This is a genomic window from Dactylosporangium roseum (genome assembly GCF_025264685.1).
In the GTDB taxonomy this organism is placed as follows: Bacteria; Actinomycetota; Actinomycetes; order Mycobacteriales; family Micromonosporaceae; genus Dactylosporangium; species Dactylosporangium roseum.
Genome location: NZ_CP073721.1, coordinates 7,739,001 through 7,757,098, shown reverse-complemented (window position 1 = coordinate 7,757,098; position 18,098 = coordinate 7,739,001). Strand labels below are relative to the sequence as shown.

The following is an 18,098-nucleotide window of genomic DNA, read 5'->3' as shown; positions in this document are numbered from 1 at the left end:
AGAGTGGAGCCACGATGAGCGGAAGTGACGCACCTGTCGGCACGGGAACCGGCGGGGGTGGCGGTGGTATTGATGCCTGCGCCGGCCTGCGTCTCATCCGGAACATCGAAGCACCCGTTCCCGGGGTGGCCGATCGACTCGCACCCGGGGATACGTTAGAGATCCTGTTGCGTGAGGGGCCACCCGACCTGGTCGTCGCCATCGACAACCAGGGTCGCGATGCAGGCGGAATCTCGCCGACCATCCAACTGATCAACTGCCTCCGACAAGGCGTGCTATTCCAGGCCGGTGTGCTGACGGTCCACGGCGGAGCCGTACAGGTCGAGGTACGGGCTGCGCGGTGATAATCGTCGGTGGCACCTACCACGAAGAGGTGACGGTCCCTCCGCACCAGGAACTTGCCGGTAGCGGACTTCGGGCCGCCGCGTGCCTCGGCCCGAACCGGGCCCGTCTGGTCACGGCGGTCGACGAGCCCACCGCGCCGTTGGCGGCATCGGTCGCAGCCGCCCTCGGATTGACCATGACCCCGGTGGAACGCGATCAGCCGGTGGGGTTCCGCTACTTCAGCCCGGTCACCGCACCTGTGATCGATGGACCGTCGGCGGCCCATACCGCGGCCTTGAGTGCCGACGACGAAACGGTGTTGGCGTTCGGCATGGTCGAGACTGGCCCGCGCAGCATCCGGGCTCGGCGGCTCGTCGTCGACCCGCAACGGCCCCGCGACCTGACCCGACTCGACCTGACCGGCCTACACGCGGACGCTGTAGCGGTCGTGGCGAACGCCCGAGAGACTCGTGCACTGGCAGGCGGCATCGCCGACCTCCGGGCGGCCGCGCGTCGCGTCCGCGGCGCCAGCGGAGCTGTCGCGGTCGTCGTGAAGGACAGCGCCCGCGGCTGTATGGTCCTGACCGGAGACGGCGAGGGGACCCTGACCCGGGTTGGCCCCTATCCGACCCGGACGGTTTGGCCCCTGGGCAGCGGGGATGTCTTCGCCGCCGCCTACGCCCACGCGTGGGATAAAGGTGCCGAGCCGGTCGAGGCCGCTCGCATCGCTAGCAGCAGTGCCGCCTGGTGGAGCGGGACGCGGGCCACGGTCGTGCCGCACCAGGTGCTCGGCGGTGCACCCGTCGACGAGGTGCTCCCCGACGCGGGCCCCGAACTCGCCGTTCCTGACAATGATCCGCTCGTTTACCTCGCCGCTCCGTTCTTCAACCTCGCCGAAAGATGGCTTGTGGAGACATGCCGCAGCGTCCTGATCGGCCTTGGGGCACAGGTCTTCAGCCCGCTACACGACGTCGGACCCGGCGGCGATGAAGTCGCCTCCCGTGATCTTGACGGCCTGGACCGCGCGCATGCGGTCTTCGCCCTGCTCGACGGCTGGGACCCCGGCACCGTCTATGAGGTCGGCTGGGCGCACCGCAAGGGGCTGCCGGTGGTCGGCTTCCTTCAGGGCCCATCGCACGAGGGCACGAAGATGCTCGTAGGGACCTGTGCCGAACTGCATCAGGATCTCTCCAGCGCCCTGTACCGCGCGGTGTGGGCAGCCCAAGGTCATCCGTTGACGCCCAGCCGCGTCACGGGTCACGCGTGAGCAGAATGGACGTGGGCGGTAACGACGTCCGGACTTCGGCACGCCGGGACGGAAGCGTCCTGCTGCTGTCCGGCGGCCTGGACAGCACCGCCCTGGCAGCCCTGGAACGGCCCACACTGTGTTTGGTCATCGACTACGGACAACGTCCGGCGCCCGCCGAGGTGCGCGCGGCCACCGCGGTCACCGACGCGCTCGACCTTCCGATAGAACACCTTCGCCTCGACCTCGGCGACACCGGTGGCGGCTTGCTCCGAGACGACAGGCCGCTGCCGGGTGGGCCGAGTCCGGAGTGGTGGCCCTTCCGGAACCAGATCCTGGTCACCGCGGCCGCCGCAGTCGCCCTCCGCAACAACCTGCACACCGTGATGGTCGGTACGGTGATCGATGACCGCGACCGTCACGCTGACGGCAGCCCGGCCTTCTACGCTGCGCTAGACCGGCTCTTCGCGCTTCAAGAAGGAGATGTCCGCGTCGTGACACCGGCGATCGACGAGACCTCGACGGCGCTGGTGGGCAGGAGCGGACTGGGCGAAGACGTTCTTGCCTGGACGGTCTCGTGCCACCGGGCGAGTCTGCCCTGCGGCCAGTGTCCGGGCTGCTGGAAACGCGCCAAGGTCCTCGAACGCCTTGGCTTGCTGCAAACGCCGGGTCCGTGATCGGGGTGCCGCGAGACGCTGCGGCGGCCCGTGCCGCGTTAGCGTTCGCCGAGGCCCGCACCGTCCGGCCTGTCAGGGCCGCATCGTCCGGCGGAAGTCCGGTCAATGACCTGGCAGCGCCGCATGCCGTCTCGGCTATCCCGCTCGACATACCCGTCACCGATACCGGTGTCACCCGTCCGTTCGCTGAGGTTGTGACCGCCCGTCGCAGCGAGCGACACCTGCACCCGCCGAACCTCGCGCAGGTCGGTACCGTCCTCGCCCGGGCCGGGCTCACCCGCAGCAGGTCGACTGATCTTGCCGGCGCCCCCATCGCCCACCGCGCCGCCCCCTCCGCCGGGGGCCGGCATCCGCTGACCCTCGTCCTGCTCGCCCGGCATGTCCGTGGTCTCGATCCGGGAAGCTGGATTCTGGATCCCGACGCGGCAGTCCTGCGCCGTGGTGCACACTCGCCCGATCAGATAACTCAGGCGCTACAAGAACTCGCGCAGGCGATTGACCAGACGCGTCTACCGCCGGCTGCGGTGCTCGCCGTTGCCCACCCCGACCGAACCCTCAGCCGCTACCCCGGTGGTATCTCCCTGCTCTGGCGTGAAACCGGCGCGCTGCTCATGCTCGTCCACCTAGCCGCAGCCGATCTCGGCCTGGGCTCCTGCATCGTGGGCACCTGCGGCGTCCTGCACGCCGATGACGGCAGCGGAACCGGACCGGTCGACCTCGGCGCCGTCGCCCTCGGCACCATAGGGATGGCGGGAATCGGTGCCGATTCGGCTCAAAGCGAGGAGACGTGACAAGAACCGCCAGCGTCACCCGATCATTCAGCTTCGACGCGGCGCATCAACTGCCTTGGCATCCGGAAATCGCCCACGCCTGCACGGCCACACCTATCGCCTCGAAGTCACCATCACCGGACCCGTCGGAACCAACGGCATCGTGATCGACTTCGCTGACCTCAAGTCGGCCGTCGAGAGAGCCCTCATCGACCGCCTCGACCACACTGCTCAACGACAGCATCGACAACCCCACCGCCGAGCGGGTCGCGCCGCACATCCTCGGCACGCTCATCCAAGCTGGGCTGCCTGTCACCCGGATCCACCTCTGGGAACCCCGGACTGCTGCGTCGAGGTCCGCCCGTGAAACCAGGCACCGGCGCACGACGTCCACGGCCACGTGCGCCCGCAGGATCGCTACTGCTCAGCGAAACGTTCGTATCGCTGCAAGGAGAAGGTGGACGTTGACGCAAGGAGAAGGGTGGACGTTGACCGACACCAAAAGCCACGGTCGGACCACGTCCCGAAGCCGAGCGTGGCCCCACCAATCCCGCCACTTCACTCTGAAGAACTGGAAGATCCTCATGACCGGCTACCATGTCGGACCAAGATCAAGTTTCCTTCCCCGAGCCCCCGGGCCGCGTCGGTCACGTCGATGGTCACGCGCCGCGGTTCGGTACGTAACCTACGGAACCTCCGGTTTCGTGGGTGTCGCCTCCGCCGCACGGACGGTCGTTCCGGAGACGTGCCGACGGACGAAACCTAGTCGCCGGGCTGGCGCAGGGCTTCGAGGACTGCGTGAAGCATGCTTGCTGACCCTGCACCGGGTACGTAGATGACTTTGCCGGTAGCCCATCGCTCGATGAAGCCGGTTGCGGCGTGGGTGGCCCGTCGGGTTGCGAGGAGCACGAGTTGGCTCGCCCGTGCCTGGTCCTTGAGCCGGTCGCTGCCGTCGTGCTCGCTGCTGGTATGAACGGTGATGTCTGGGGCGACTTGAACGAGGGTGCGTCGGACGCGGTCGAGTACGCGTTCCTGCAGGCTGTACAGCAGTACGGTCCGGTCAAGTGCCGGTTGGCGGGGTGTGTCACCTTCGCAGGACCGTTCGGGCAGAGAGGGCCAGTCCAGGCCGAGTTCGGCCTCCGCGCTCAGTTCGGCTGCGAGCACGAGTTGAGCGGGCGTCAGCCGCCGCGCGAGACCGCGCGTGCGTGCGAGCAGACTCTCGCACACGGCGAGTCGGATACCCTCGTCTACCGCCGGTCCGGCCAATAAGAGGTCGACTAGGTCCAGTACTCGGTCGATGGTGCGGACCTGGACGAGTTGCGAGGCGACGTCGGACAAGGAGCCGACGGCTTCACGGTATCGGGAGACGTCTGGACCTGAGGCAAGGAACGATCTGAGTGCCAGGGCGAGGGCGACGAGGGCGGCTTCGTTGAGATCCTCCGACAGGAGGATGAGGCTGATCGCTACTCCGCTGCTTTCGCCTGCTCGGCCGTCCTCCAGCGACTCCAGCAACAGTGGCAGGGCGTCGAGAACTACGCCGATCGCTGGGTGCTCGAGTGGTGCGCGGGCGAGCTTTCCTGCCAGCGTGTGGTCGCTACCTGGCGGGATGGACCAATGGCGGGCGACGTCGTCGAGGGTGTTGGAGATGGCGGTGAGGTCCTCGCCGGCGGCTACCCGGTCGAGGAACTCGAACCATCCGGTTGGCACGTCGTGGCCGAGCAGGCCGATGGTTTCCAGGTGGCGCTGCCAGGCGTCGAGTTGCCACTGCTGGGTCAGGACCTCGCGGAGGTAATCGCTGCCGTGGCGCATGAGGGCGGTGTGGACTTCACCGCTGCGGACTGGGTCGGCGAGGTTGAGCACGCAGTGGACGGCGAGCCTGTCGCGCACGGTGCCTTCTGGCAGGGTTGTGAGGTTCCTCCATGCGGCGTCGTAGGCGCCAGCTTCGAGGAGGTCGCGGATATCAGCGGCGCTCGGCGCGTGGGTGGGGGCCGAGGGAAGCGGCAGGCGGTCGCGCAGTGTCGCTAGCCAGGGATCGTGCGCGTCGCGGGTGGCGGTGTGTAGTCCGACCATGTCCGCCGACGGCGGGTACGTCAAGGCCAGGGCCAACAGCGCCGCCTGCGCCTGGGTTCGGTCCAGTTTCGGCGGGCCGGCGAGCGCTGTGGCGAATTCCGGATGCTGCCTGAGCAGGTCGCACGCGGCGTCGACGTCCCGACCGGCGGCCGCGGTGGCGAGGTAGCGGCGATGTATGGCGACGAGCAGTGCCTCCCGGACGGCGGAGGGCAGCCGCATCCGGAAGAGATCGTCGATCTCTGCGCCGTCGAGCGCCCGCTCCGGGAAGCCGAGCGCGTCGTGTCGACGCACCTTCATGAAGGCGATGTTGGCGGCGTCGAAGGCGCCGGAGGCGATGAGGCGCTCGATGCATGCCGCAGACAACTGCTCGTCGGCGCTGATCAAGGAGATACGGAAGTCGCGTAGCAGCCGTCCGACGGGGACAACGTCGTCGTTGTTGCGCACTGGCCGGTCCAGCCAGGTTGTGCGGAGCAAGCCGAGGGCGTCCCAGGCGGCATGCCAATGGTCGTTCGGGACTTCCAGGCGCCACATCGGGCCCGGACCCAGCCCGTGCAGGGCCGTCTCGACCTGGTCGCCGCGGCGGGGCGCTACTGGGGCAGGGGCAAAGTGCGAGTAGGTGGGGCCGACGAACGCGGCAAGCGCCTCCGCAAGGCGGCGGCCCATCGCCGCGCTGAACGCTTTCGCGTAGATGTAGCGGCGACGGTCGTAGCCGCGCGGGAGGAGAACGGGCCTGGTGGGCACGGCGTCCAGGTCGTCGATGAAGGCGGCCAGGCGCGCGTAGCGGTCGTCGGTTCGCCATGTCGGTGGAAGGCTGAAGTCGTTGCCCTCGCCGAAGAACTGAGCGAGGAACCGGGGAGTGTCGATCACCCCTGCCCCCACCGGGCACGAAAGGCTAGTCGGGCCTCGGCGATGGCCTGTGCATCGGTGTCGAAACGCACCCATTCGTCGAGGAGGTGGACTCCGCTGTAGGTGAAGTTCATCGAGCCGTTGAGCAGGAAACGGTCGCCGAGCAGACCCTTCTCGTGCAGCACCTGGGATCGGCGCACCTCCATGGTGCCTGCCGCCGTCTGGGCCTGCATCCGCTGTAGGAAGCGTCGGTTGTGCTCGTCGGGACGCACTTCGACGAAGACCCGTGTTCCGCGTGACGTCAGGCAGGCAAGGACCTCCGACAATCTGACCTCCCGCGCGCCCCAGGTCGGCTCCAGTCCGGTGAAGCCACCGTCTACGTTGTCGATCACGGCGATGTCGCTTACCCATGGGGAGATTAGCCAGATCTCCTCGCTGGGCGCCAACAATTCACCGACGAAGGCGGCCTGCAGGAGCGCGCGGAGGTCCTCGGTGGTCCGGGTGTGGCCGCGTCGCAGCGTGCGGGCGGTGCTCACTGCTCGACCTCCCGCAGTTCGAGGCGCACTTTGAGCCGACCCTCCTCGCGGCGAGCGCCCCGCACGACGGGGTGGACGAACAGGTAGCCCGTGTCGATTGGCTGGGTGCTGGCGGTCAGTACTGCCTGTTGGAGCCTCGTCGCCGCCTCCGTCGGCGCGACGAGGTCGACCACTCCGCGGGCCGTGACCTCCGCTTCGTAGGCGGCCTGCCATCCATCGTCGGTGACGAGCACCTCGGCGACGTCGTCGTCGATCAGGCCGGCGGCGAGTTCGCGGTCCAGGGGCGGCGGGAACTCCTCGTACATCGTGGGAACCTCGAGATCGCGGTTGAAGGTCTCCGCCCCCCGCGGCCATAGGCTCGAGTACACCTGGTCGGGGGTGCGGTAGACGTCGCCGACCTGTTCGGCATGGCGGTTGAGGACGACCGACGACCAGGTGCGTGCGTCGATCTCGAACCCGACGGTTCGCGTCGCGTCGTCCCAGGTCTGTATTACATGGAGCAGGGCGGCGTCGTGGCGTTCACCGGTTCCCGGGCGAAGCAGTCGCACCGCCATGGCCGATATGACTGGGTGGGATACCAGGTAGCCGCGGCGGTCGAGTTCGCGGCGCAACTCCTGCCATGCCTCGCGGGCCACGGCGTTGTTGGTCGCTTGCCGCACGCCCACCAGGGCCGCGCCGAGCGGGCCGGTTGGCGCGGTCACCACATCGGCGAGCAGCCGACGCAGTTCGCGGTCGACGATTTCGAAGTCGCCTTGGCGCAAGGCGGCCCAGACCAGTCGCCAGAACCGGCGGGGATCGTCGACGTAGGACTTGACGACCTTCTCGATGACGCCGGCGCCGCCGATGGTGTTCTCGGTGAGCCACACGTCCGCGCCACCGTCGCCGACGTGCAGGTCGAGGTTAAGGTCCTGCTCAGTGGCGTCAGGCACGAGACACAGGGCCGCGGTGTGTACGGCCGCGCCGATGGTACGGCCCAGTACGTGCCGTGCGAGGTAGACGTCGGCGTCGGTGGCGCGGTGCAGACGCTGGGCATGCTGGCGCAGCCGGTCCGTTGTCGTCGGCGTTTGCAGTGCGGCAAGTAGCTTGACCCGCAACTGCCGCGGATCGTCCTCGGATTGATCGATGGCATCGGTGCGATCCAGGTCGCCGCCGATCACGCCGGTGATCTGGCCGACCGCCTCGCGTAACTCCTCAGAAGTGACTGTGGCGCACGCGTCGGCGACCGGTTCGTCGCGGGCGAGGACGCGCAGCACAATCGCACGTTCGAAGACCGGGCCCAGCCACAATCGCACGAAGCTGTCCGCTACCGGGTCCATGCTGTCGTCGGCGGCCACGGCGTGCCGGAACGACTGTGAACGCCACGACGGTGTGGACAGGCGCGGCATGGCCGCGAGCGTCGCAGTGTCGGGCAGGCGCAGCCGCAACTGCAGTCCGTCAACGTCGAGGGCGAAGCCCAGCGCGGCCGGCTGGCCTTGGTGGGTGGCATACGTCAAGCGAGTCTGAGCGGGCGTCGCCCCGCCAGCCCGATTGCCTCTGACCTTCAGCGATGCGGTGGCTCCGGGTGTGAACCGACGCACCTGCAGCGGCCGCCGGTTGGCGTGCGTGTGAACGGAGAGGTACTCGACGTGGGCGGCCCACGGTTCGGGAACTTCCAGCCGCGCTGGCGGACCATCGTGGACCACCATCTGAGTGCGCCATGATGGTCTGCTGTTGGCCGTGTCGGCGACAGCGGAGAGAGGTTCACCAACCCGGATACGGTATGGGCGCACGACCGTGTATTGCTCACCCGTGACGTCGTCAGTCCAGACCCCTTCGACGCTGCCCTGGTCCACGAAGTCCCGTAGCGACAGCACAGCTGAAGGGCTGTCCAGCGGCACCGGAACCCAGGTGCGCTGCGCGCCGGACCGCACCGCGAAGCGCTTGCTGACCCGGCCGGGCGCGGTCTCGCGTAACGCCTGCGATACCGGCATCCGACTGTCGACCTGGGCGAGGAAGGTGTCTGGCAGCAGCAGTTCGACCTCGGGCAGGTTCAGCGGCGCGAACAGGGCGCGGGGAGCGAACTCCGGAGCGTAGGAATCGCCGACCCCGCCCGGATCGTCATCTACAGGCGTCCAGTCGCTGCGTACGCGCCGCAGCAGCGTAGGAACGACGGCCGTCAGCAGCGCCCGGGGCGGATCCCACAGCACCGCGAGGATCTCGTCGTCATCGAGATGCAGCGACCACCGCAGGTACTCGCCGAACTCGTGCTGCGTGAGCGGATCGGTGAGGAGTTGTTCAAGGAGGGTCGCGACCTGCCCGGAGGCGGCGTGCCCCTTGCCGGTCTTCGCCGTCAGCACCTCCCGCGCGTCGCACCGCCATTGCAGCTGTCGCGTCAGCCAGTCCTTCAACGCGAAAGTCGCCTGCATCCGCTGCACGTACCGGTTGCCGACGGGCAGCGCCCGCGGCGGCAGTTCCGGGTCGAAGAGCCGGTCGTAGGCCTGGTAGGTCAGGCGGTCGCGGCCGAAGTCGCTCAACACGACGGTGGTCAGTGGGCGGACCTGACGCGTACGGCCGGCGCGGCCACGACGCTGCACGAACTGGGCCGGGTCGCGCGGCGATTTGTGCTGCACGATTAGCCCGACCCGCGGGTCGTTGAAGCCAACGTCGAGTGATGCGGTCGCCACGACCAGGTCGGCGCTGTCAGCGACGCCGGGGTCTTGTGACGAGGTCTTGCCGATGCGCAGGCCGCGTGCCGGATACGTGCCGGGCAGCATGTGGCCGATTTGCTCGAGGAGGGCCCACACCTGTCCGTCGCTGTCGCGGCGTGCCCGGTCGGGTAGCGCCGTCGAGCGCAGGTTGGCCAGGACCTTGTGAGCGCCGGACCGTCGTCGGGCCGTCCACCCGTCGCCCTCGGCGTCTTTGAGGTCGTGGAACAGCCGGTTGGTGACGTCGAGGTCGTCGGTGAACAGGAAGCCTTTACTGCCTGCGAGGGTGGTTTCCCGCCCGGGCAGGTCAAGGATGCGGCCCAGCAACATGGACGCCTGGATGGTGACGGAGAGCATGCTCGCGCCGGTGGTCGGGTCGGCGCGTACCGCGACCTGGTACTGCCGGCCCTCCTCGATTAGGTCGTCCTCTGCCGGCTCGACGTGGGTCACGTCGGCGTCGGGGATGCCGACAAGGCGGCTCATGAACGGCCCGGCGTCACGCAGAGTCGCGCTCAGACCGACAACGGTGACCTTCGGGCCGACGGCATTGCGCCAGCGCCGCACCAGCAGCGCGACCTGGGCACCGTGCACGCCCTCGTAGGTGTGCACCTCGTCGAGGAGGAGCAGCCGGGGGCGGGATCCTGCGGGTGTGAAGCCGAACAGGCCACCCAGCCGAGGAGCTGACGAGGCCAGGTTGAGCATCTCAGTGGAGGAGAACAGTATGTCCGGCGGTTGCTGCAGCATCTTTTCCCGAGTCAGCGCCAGCATCTCGGCGGGCACCTCGATACCACAGGCAGCGCAGACGAGCCGCTCCAGTCCGGTTGCGCGGTCCTGACTTGGCCAGACCAGGTCTCCGCCGCAGGCGGGGCAACTGGTGTAGGGGCAGACCCTGCCGTTGGCCACCTTGCGCCAGGCGTTGTCCAGTCTCGGCGACGTGTCCAGAAGGGCCCCCCGCCACGGCGTGTCGCCGTAGAGCGCCCCGAGGCGCAGCGGGCGCCGACCGGCCGTCGCGAGCGCGGGGGCGATGCCCAGCGCGGCTCGCAGGGCCTCTCCGACTTGATCCTTGAGCAGCTCGTTGCGCGGGTACAGCGCCAGTGTCTGCACCTGGTGTCCGCCGAGGTGTTCGGCCATCCACAGGTAGGCCGGCAGGTAGAACGCCAACGTCTTACCGCTGCCGGTGCCGGCGGCCACGATCACCGCCTGGGTGCCGTCGCTGCGTAGCGACTCCAGCACCGCCGCTGTGGCGTCGACCTGGAACTGCGCCAACGGCCGCTGGTCGACCTGCGCGGACAGCGGTGCGGTGGGCAGCCGCTGCACCTGCGCGGCGAGCACCTGACGCCCGACCGGGCTCAGCGGCTGAATCTCCTCGATCCGGTCGAGCAGGGCCGAGAATGAAACCTCGCGCTTCGGGTATCGGCGCGGTTGCGCGAGGAGCCGGAAGTCGCAGATGAGGCGCCGCCCGCGTAGCCACCACTCGCCGTTTCCCGTGTTGAACAACTGGCGGGAGTGCACCAGCAGGCGCAGAGTCTCGGCCAGCCGGGACCTCCAGCGCCCGTCGGCCACCTCTGTGATCAAGGCATGCTCGGCGAGCGCGTCGAAGGTGGGGTCCACCTTGTAATCGCCATCGAGTTCGGCGAGCGCATCTGCGATGGCTTCGCGCACCTCGGCTTCGGTGAGCCAACTGTCGACGATGCCCCAGGACAACAGCGGCAGTTCCCGGTTTTCGACGGCGTTTAGCACGTGGCCGAGAACCTCCGGTGAGGTGGTCATGCCGTCCACCGCACCACCAAATCGTCGGCCAGTCCGCGTTCGCGTAGCAGGCGCACCTGTTCGTCGGTGAGTTCGGACAGTGGAATCCCTCCATCGCCGAGGCGTTCGAGCACCGGCAGGAGCGGCGCGGGCAGGTCCTGCAGGCGTGCCGCGCTGACTTCCCGTTCGACAGCGGCCGCGTTGCGCAGGAACATCCGAACCTGAGCCGCGTTGGTCGGCGGGCGGGTGAGCGCCTGCTCGACTGCGCTGATCGTCTCGCTCAGCGACTGGCGGGCGGCTGGCGGAAGGACCCTGACCGACGCCAACGCCGTGGCGGCTTTCGACCGCGCGAAGGCAGGCCATGCTCGGGCGACTGCGTCGTTGGTGCGGCGCGCCCATGCCAGCAGTCCGTTTTCGACCGCGTCGAAGTCCGTGTCCGGCGGCGGCTCGGACGCCTTCAGCCGACGCCCGAGGTCGGCCATGGCACGCGCCAGACCTGCGTCGTCGGGCATGGGCAGGTCGGCCGCGCCGGCCGCGCGGCAGGCAATCCACGTCTGTGCGGCGCTTGACGGCGCATCCAGCGCGGCGCGTAGGTCCCTGGCGCGGTTCTGCAGTCGTTTGGCGTGTTGGACCGCGTTCTTGGCAGCCTTGACCTCGGCAGCAAGCTCTTGCAGGCGGCGCGCCTTATCCAGCAGCGACTCACTCATCTGGTGTCTCCTGCAGCGCGCCCAACACTCTGCTGGCCTCGGCGAGCACGTCGCTGAGTTCGGGGAGTGAATCCGTCGGCTGCAGGCCGCGTTCGTGTTCTGCCCGACGAAGCGCATCCTCGAGCCACCGGCCACACTGCCGAAGAAAAGACAGCGTCGCGAAGAACTGCTCACCGCGGTCGGGGGCCGTCACGCGCAGACGCTGGAGGAATTCGTCCTCCCCGGTCGGCGTCACTTTCGCGGGGGCGCCATCGGCCGCGCCGCCGGCCGGAAAGTCCGCGGCCAGCCGCTGCCACTTCTTCCATGGATAGCGTCTGGCCTGCCGGCAGTCCTCAAGCCACTCCTCCGGGCTACGCCCGCCCGCCCTGGGGGCGATCAACGCCAGGGTACCGATGGCTCCATCCAGTTCCTTGAGCAAGATCTCCGGATCCGCGTCGCCGGTCAGCAGCCGGTACTCGTTCGTTAGCTCGTGCAGGTGCGCGTATTGGGCGTGCACCGCCGGGTCCAGGCCGCGTCGCAGCGGTGTGTATGCCTGGGCTACCCACTCCGGCAGGCCGTCTGGATCGGATTTGGGCCGCCAGTCCGACACGAGGGTGTCGATCGCGGGCAGGAGCAGCGCGGCGTCGATGAGTTGTTCGCCGCCGTCGCCCTGGGCGGCGCCGACCGCCTGGCGAAGTTGGGTCACCAGCGCGGTTCGCACTGTTAGGTGATGGGCGGCGAGCTTGGTCCATTCTGGGGTACGGGAGCCGGCGTCGCGGTGGGTTGCGCCCGTGGTTTGAGCTGTGGGGCCCGGGGCGAACAACGCCGTCAGCAGATCTTCGCGGTTCAGCGTGCGGCTGCCTTCGATATCCAACAGACGCGCGCCGAGCAGGGATGCCTCGATGGCGGCGGTCACGGTTGCCGGTAGGTGTAGTCCGAGGTGCTCGCGCATGGCGTCGACCATCGACGCGGACCATTCGTCGAGGCGGCGGAACAGCAGGCGCTGTTGCGCCGGTCCTCCAGGAAAGTTCCAGTGCCCGCGTTCGATGCGTTCCAGCACCGCCTTGAGGAGGGTCGCAGTGACAGGGCCCTTGTTCAGGACGATGGTGGCCCTGAACGTCGCTCTTGTACCCTTTTCGCCAAAAGCCCCGTCGATGACGACGGCGTTGCCGCGCGGGTCGCCCAGCACTGCCTTGCGGATGGCCTGCGTGGGCGTAGGAAGTCCCAGGTCGTTCCAGAGCACCCGGGCAATGACGGCGTCCCTGAGCCACGACCGGAGATTGTTGGCAAGATCCTGGGGCAACAGTTCCCCGCGGCCGTGCCACGCGTCGACCTCGGCGAGTTTCATTTGCAAGGCGGACGGGGGCGTTGGCTCGATGCGGACTCCTGGCGCCGCCACCGGCTCAGATTCGACCTGTACCGCCTCGACTGCGGAGGCCGCGAGCAGCGGGAGCCCCATGGCCTGGTGAAGCACGGGATCAAGGTTCACCACGGCGGTGGGGGCACCGCCCCAGAAGTTCAGGACATCGACCCGCCGTTGATGGTCGGCCGGGTCCAGCCTCAGCAGCCGGGCTTCCACCTCGGGTGGCAGCATCCGGTCGAGGCGACTGCTGGGAAAGTCGGCGTGAAAGGCCGGTGGAGGGAACCGGCCTTCGCGCAACGCGACGTCGTAGTTGTCCAGGACGACGCGCACGACGCGGCTGAGCACATTTCGCGGGTTGAAGGTGTCATCGTTGCGGGCCGCGGTTACCCGCACGGTCTGGCGGATCGCGGATTCGTTGTATGGGTACAGCCCGAACCCGTCAGAGGACACCCCGAAGGCGTCGTGGCATTGCGGACGGTACGCGCAGAGCTTGCAGGCGTTGGGTATCCATCCGCTGTCGCCTCCGCCCCCGCTGTGCGCGTGCACTAACGCCGCCCGGCCGAGGCGAGCGGCATTGAGGTAGCGCGCCGTGAAATCGACCAATTGCTTGTCGCTGACACCGACCGGGCCTTCACCCAGCGGAACGTCGAGATCGTACACGTAGGGCACACTGGCCGCGGCGCGGGTCTTCAACGTTTCCGGCAGGCTGTCGAAGTAGCCGCCGGTGACAGCCATCAGGGTCCGGATTGTTGCCACCTCTTGGCGGCCCTCGCGCACGCCGGTCTCGCTGATCGCGTCGAGGAGGTCGCGCTGGATCCCTTGAATCAGCGCGAAATCTTCGATCAGGAGAATGATCTCTTGGCCGCGAGCATGCACGGCACGCCGGATGTCGATCATTGCGGCGGCGAGCCGGCCCCCGTCGAGTTCGGTCAGCCGCAGGACGGCGCTGCCGAGGTGCTCGGTGAGCAATCGCGCCGCTTCCTCGAGCAGTGGCTCTGAGGCTAGAAGTTGGCGAAGGCAGTCATTGGCGACCGGTCCGAGAGCTGCACTGCCGATGTCGGCCTTCAGATCGTCGGAGGTGAACGCGGCGGGTCGTTCGGCTTCATCGCTGCTGCGACCGCGCAGCAGTTCGGTCGCGAACCGGACGATGACACCATCGGGGTGCAGCAGGTGCCGGCGATACGCGTAGTCGCGTAGCAATGTCGGCAGTCCGCGTTCGCTGGTGAGCATCTTGTGCATGCCGGCTTGTAGACGGTCTCGTGGTTGTTCGGCAGGTGTTGAGAACTGCACGGCCAGGGCGAGCCGGTCCAGCAGTTCGTGGGGCAACTGCTCCGGGTCGTACTGGCCGATGTTGCGGCTGACCCGGCTTCGGATGTCGTCGAACGGAGGTCCGTCGAGATCGATCAGCAGGGCATTGACGACTGCGGCAAGATTCGTGTCGGTCTTGCGAAGGTAGATCACGCGCTGGTCTGGGGCGTCGGGTGGCAGGTTCTCTTTCACCCAGCGCACGAGGTGGGATTTCCCGGTGCCGGACTCGCCCCTGATCGGCATCAGGACGACCCCGCCCGTCGGGGGGCGGTGGATGAAGTCATCGAGCACGGTCTCCTCGTCGACCTGCTCGCCCTGAACCGTTGATCCCCAGGCCCGTCGAATGATCGCCAAGGGACGGTGGGTCGCCAGGAACACGGCCCGCTCGGCGTGTACCGCCTCGGTGTTGATGGTGTCGTCGACCGAGGCGCGCGTCCAGCACACGTATCCGGCAAAAGTGTCCGTCACGACGCCACCTCATGGAAGACGGCGTGGCTGAACGGTCTCACCTCGGGGCCGTCGGACAACAACACTTTCTCCGCATCGGACCGGTTGGCCAACTTCAAGACGCCATCCTCCTCACACCTGAGCAGGGCATGACTCAACGCCACGTCCAGGGCGTTTGCCGCTGCCCGACGCCCGGCGGGCAGGTTCCAATCGCTTCGCAGGGCCGTCGCGAGCAGTCCCCCGTCGATCATCGGCAGCCGGGTCTGTAGCAGGCCGATCAGTCGAGAGGCCGTCGTCTCGCCGTCGGCTTGGCGTGGACGCAGGACCGCCTTGACTGCTCTGGTGATGTCCGGCACCAGGGTCGAGGTTGATCTGGGCGCGAGCCCGTCGTGCTCGGCGAACCCGAGCGCTGTGGCCCAACGGATGAACGACTGCCAGGGGTTGGTGTTACCGATGGGAAACGAGGCGAAGCCTGTCCCAAGGTCGTGTGACAGCAGACGACCGACCTCCTGCCAGCCGATCGGCGGACCGTACGGGTCCTGGGCGCACCACCAGGTCAGCGCAACGAGAAGATCCCGTTGAGGCGTCGCCGCGTCGTCCTGCCCCGCCTCGGCGCCGGAACAGACGGCGAACAGGAGGACCTCACCGAAGGCGCGCGCGTCCGCGACCGCCTTCAGATCGGGGGCGGCGGACATGGCTGCGCCGTCGGCGGTGATCAAGGTGAGATCCTGCAGCGCCTTCAGGCAGGCGTCGAACGTGTTCGTGCCGTCTCTGCGCAGCGGCAGCGTCGAGGGCTGGAGGGCCGCTTTGAGCCGCTGCCTGTCGACCGGCTTGCCGTGGATCGCCAGGTACTTCGCGATCAGGTGCATTCCGTTGGGCAGGATGTTCGGCGGGTTGAGCAGTGGCATCAGAGGTCCTCGAGCAGTCGAACGTGGGTCACGCAGGGTGGGTGCAGATCGGACCAGGGTATGTGGGATCGGCTTGGCGCGGTGAGGTCGGAGGGGACCAGCAGGACAAGAGCGGGGTACCGATCGAACCAGTCCGGCAGGTCTGCCGGTGCGGCCCGCTCGCCGAAGGGCAGCACAGCCACGGTCGGGACTGGCGGCTGGACCGGCGCCGGGCCGCCGATCGAGCGGATGACCGGTCGCGGACCGGCGGCGGTCTGTAGCCGCCGCCACTCGGCATCGGCGATGATGCCGCTGACGTCAAGGATGTGGCCGACGCCAGCGACGATTAGGCGGTCGAGAACCCGCGCGGCGATCCGCCGGTACTGCGGTTCGTCGTTCGCGGCGAGGAGGACGGTGAGTCGCGCGTGCGGCATGAGCGCTTCGAGCCGTGCGGTCAGCCGGGCAGCATGCGGACACCAGTCCGCGACCCAGGGAAGCGGCAATAGACCCTGGATGGGCGCCCGGCCGTTGCGCCTGCATGACGGGCACCCCCGGCAGGAGCGGGGCACCTCGGAGGAGCCCCACGGCCGGCTGAAGCTGTACCAGCGGTGCAGGGTCTCGCCGACGCACTCGTCTTCTTCCTCGAGCATAGTCAGCGCTTGCAGTCCGGCGTCGCTGGCCGCAGCGATGCGCCGCCGCTCGGCGGCATAAGCTGTCCAGCTCACCTCATCCTTGACGGCGATGTCGATGTGCCGCCCGACCCTGTTCTGGTCGGAGACGTCCTCGTGCGCCTCGGCATCTTCTCGCGCGATGAGGTCGAGTGCGCCTGTCCTTGCCATGGCGGTGAGCAGGCAGACATTCCATTCGCGGTTGGAAGGGCCCTCGACAGTTACATTCGGTGGCCGGGTGTCGAGGTCGACGCGTAGGCGGGTTGATGGCAGGGCTCGCGCGGTGTCCGCCATCGCGTCCCATCGGCCTTGTGCGGTGTCCGGAAGCATCAGGGTCGGGGTGGCCAACTGGTGCGCGATGCGCCGGTCGTCGGGGGCCAGCAACAGGCAGCTCACCGAGGGGTAGCCGTCCCGGCCACCGCGCCCCACCTCCTGGTAGAAGCGGTCGATGGTCTCCGGTTCGCAGGCATGGATCACCGCGCGCACGTCGGGCATGTCGACACCGAGCCCGAAGGCGGAGGTCGCCACGACGACGTCGAAGCGGGCGACACCGGCATCGGCGCGCCAGCCCTCCACGATCCGGCGACGCTCAGCCGAGCCGCTGCGTCCGCTCACGCCGGCGTGCCGCCGAAAACCCCACGCGGTCAGGGCGGCCCGGACCTCGTCGACCTGGTCGGGTTTAGACACGTAGATAATGGCGGGACGAGGCAGATGCAACAGGTGTTCTCGCAGCGCGTGCAGGCGCGCCTCGCCGTTGTCCCACCGGGAGATGAAGTACTCCGGTTCGCATCGCAGCGCGGAACTGCTGACCAGCCGAAAAGGCCGGTCATCGGCGAACAGCCGATGCAGAGTGTCGGCGGTTGAGCCGCTCAGAGTGCCGGTCATGAGCACGGTGGCTGGTTTGACGTCGTCGGCCGACTCGTCCACGAGTGCTCGGCGCAGTCCCACCATCGCCTGGAACTCCGGGCGGAAGTCGGCCCCCCACTGGTCGATGATGTGCGCCTCGTCGACGACGAGATAGCGCAGATGACCCGAGCGGGCCGCGGCGTGCAACGCCGGAGCGAGCCCCGACGTGAACGCCTCCGGTGAGGTAAGCACCAAGCGCTGCTCGCCGGATCGCACCGCCTCGCGGATCGCCGCCTTGTCCTCCTCGTGCATGTCCCCGAGATAGGCGTAGCGGCCGGAGGGCGAGCCGCGAAGCCCCCGGGCCGCGATGATCTTACGCAGCCGATGTTCCTGGTCGAGCGCCAACACCACGGTGGGCACCACGACGACGCTGACGCCCACCGGCTCGGACCGCAGCAGCCCGGGTGCGAGCGCCAATGACGTCTTGCCGGTGGATGTTGGTAGGTTCACGACAAGGGTGACGCCGGGTGGTGCGGTCGCCAGCGACAGGGCCGCCTGCCGCTGGCCAGCCGTCTGGTAGTCGTGGTAGCCCAGTACGTGGGCCCAGAACGGATCCGATGGTACGGAATCGAGGTGCCGGCGCTGCGTGGACTCGCCTTCGAGGTAGACCTCCCGCAGCGGGTCGCCACGCAAGGCGGCCGTCTCATCGCCCGTGGGTGCCCAGGGTTCGCGCTGCAGGTATATCCGGCCGTCGACCAGGTCTGTGCAGCTCACACCAGCGGCGCGCCACAGCGACCGATCAGGCAGACCCGCGTGCGGCCACGTACGCAAGCCGAAATCGCTGCGGCGCACGTCCTCCCATCCCAAGACGTGACGGACGAGAACGGCGAGATCGGCTTGGCCGAGATCCGGATCACGTAGAGCGTCAAGCAGACGCCGGTGAGGGCGGGCAACACTCGCGGCCGTCGGGCACACATCGTGGCTGGTCTCG

12 protein-coding genes are annotated in these 18,098 nt (G+C 68.3%); 5 read left to right on the top strand and 7 right to left on the bottom strand.

The features are described from left to right. Window positions 1–14 precede the first annotated feature (14 nt). The 5 genes from Drose_RS36420 to Drose_RS39275 all read left to right on the top strand — a co-directional run bounded on the left by Drose_RS36420 (window position 15) and on the right by Drose_RS39275 (window position 3,384). Window positions 15–344 (top strand): hypothetical protein, encoded by a 330-nt coding sequence (locus Drose_RS36420; protein ID WP_260725738.1) that lies wholly within the window; start codon window positions 15–17, stop codon window positions 342–344. Between the two features lie 176 nt (window positions 345–520). After that, window positions 521–1,591 carry a PfkB family carbohydrate kinase gene (locus tag Drose_RS36415; protein WP_260725737.1) on the top strand — a complete coding sequence of 357 codons (1,071 nt, stop codon included), beginning with the start codon at window positions 521–523 and terminating at the stop codon, window positions 1,589–1,591. An 11-nt stretch (window positions 1,592–1,602) separates the two neighbouring features. After that, entirely contained in the window at window positions 1,603–2,247 is a 645-nt protein-coding gene (locus Drose_RS36410; RefSeq protein ID WP_260725736.1) for a 7-cyano-7-deazaguanine synthase, read from the top strand. Next, a complete protein-coding gene (locus Drose_RS36405; protein ID WP_260725735.1) occupies window positions 2,244–3,038 on the top strand; it encodes a nitroreductase family protein in 795 nt (264 codons plus the stop codon). The genes Drose_RS36410 and Drose_RS36405 overlap by 4 nt, the downstream gene beginning before the upstream one ends. Continuing rightward, the gene (locus Drose_RS39275; protein ID WP_390891275.1) at window positions 3,007–3,384 is read left to right on the top strand and encodes a 6-pyruvoyl trahydropterin synthase family protein; all 378 of its coding nucleotides are present in this window, start codon (window positions 3,007–3,009) and stop codon (window positions 3,382–3,384) included. Before Drose_RS36405 ends, Drose_RS39275 begins: the two co-directional genes overlap by 32 nt. Window positions 3,385–3,779: 395 nt before the next feature. On the opposite strand, the gene dpdD is transcribed toward Drose_RS39275, so the two are convergent. The 7 genes from dpdD to dpdF are packed head-to-tail and all read right to left on the bottom strand — an operon-like array spanning window position 3,780 to window position 18,082. Continuing rightward, on the bottom strand, window positions 3,780–5,954 hold the full coding sequence (gene dpdD, locus Drose_RS36395; protein WP_260725733.1) for a protein DpdD: 2,175 nt from the start codon (window positions 5,952–5,954) through the stop codon (window positions 3,780–3,782). After that, on the bottom strand, window positions 5,951–6,469 hold the full coding sequence (gene dpdK, locus Drose_RS36390) for a phospholipase D-like domain-containing protein DpdK (protein WP_260725732.1): 519 nt from the start codon (window positions 6,467–6,469) through the stop codon (window positions 5,951–5,953). The genes dpdD and dpdK overlap by 4 nt, the downstream gene beginning before the upstream one ends. Further along, a complete protein-coding gene (gene dpdJ, locus Drose_RS36385; protein ID WP_260729940.1) occupies window positions 6,466–10,923 on the bottom strand; it encodes a protein DpdJ in 4,458 nt (1,485 codons plus the stop codon). Before dpdJ ends, dpdK begins: the two co-directional genes overlap by 4 nt. Beyond that, the gene (locus Drose_RS36380; RefSeq protein ID WP_260725731.1) at window positions 10,920–11,609 is read right to left on the bottom strand and encodes a hypothetical protein; all 690 of its coding nucleotides are present in this window, start codon (window positions 11,607–11,609) and stop codon (window positions 10,920–10,922) included. Before Drose_RS36380 ends, dpdJ begins: the two co-directional genes overlap by 4 nt. Then, on the bottom strand, window positions 11,602–14,727 hold the full coding sequence (dpdH, locus tag Drose_RS36375; RefSeq protein ID WP_260725730.1) for a protein DpdH: 3,126 nt from the start codon (window positions 14,725–14,727) through the stop codon (window positions 11,602–11,604). Before dpdH ends, Drose_RS36380 begins: the two co-directional genes overlap by 8 nt. Beyond that, window positions 14,724–15,614, bottom strand: coding sequence for a protein DpdG (dpdG, locus tag Drose_RS36370; protein ID WP_260725729.1), 891 nt, complete (start codon window positions 15,612–15,614; stop codon window positions 14,724–14,726). Before dpdG ends, dpdH begins: the two co-directional genes overlap by 4 nt. Further along, complete coding sequence (gene dpdF / locus Drose_RS36365; protein ID WP_260729939.1) at window positions 15,614–18,082, bottom strand: protein DpdF; 2,469 nt, start codon at window positions 18,080–18,082, stop codon at window positions 15,614–15,616. Before dpdF ends, dpdG begins: the two co-directional genes overlap by 1 nt. Between the last annotated feature and the right edge of the window lie 16 nt (window positions 18,083–18,098).

Bases quoted from the DNA above. Each gene is read 5' to 3' on its own strand.
- dpdJ (WP_260729940.1), bottom strand. From the start codon at position 10,923: ATGACCACCTCACCGGAGGTTCTCGGCCACGTGCTAAACGCCGTCGAA.
- dpdG (WP_260725729.1), bottom strand. From the start codon at position 15,614: ATGCCACTGCTCAACCCGCCGAACATCCTGCCCAACGGAATGCACCTG.
- Drose_RS36415 (WP_260725737.1), top strand. From the start codon at position 521: ATGACCCCGGTGGAACGCGATCAGCCGGTGGGGTTCCGCTACTTCAGC.
- Drose_RS36420 (WP_260725738.1), top strand. From the start codon at position 15: ATGAGCGGAAGTGACGCACCTGTCGGCACGGGAACCGGCGGGGGTGGC.
- Drose_RS36380 (WP_260725731.1), bottom strand. From the start codon at position 11,609: ATGAGTGAGTCGCTGCTGGATAAGGCGCGCCGCCTGCAAGAGCTTGCT.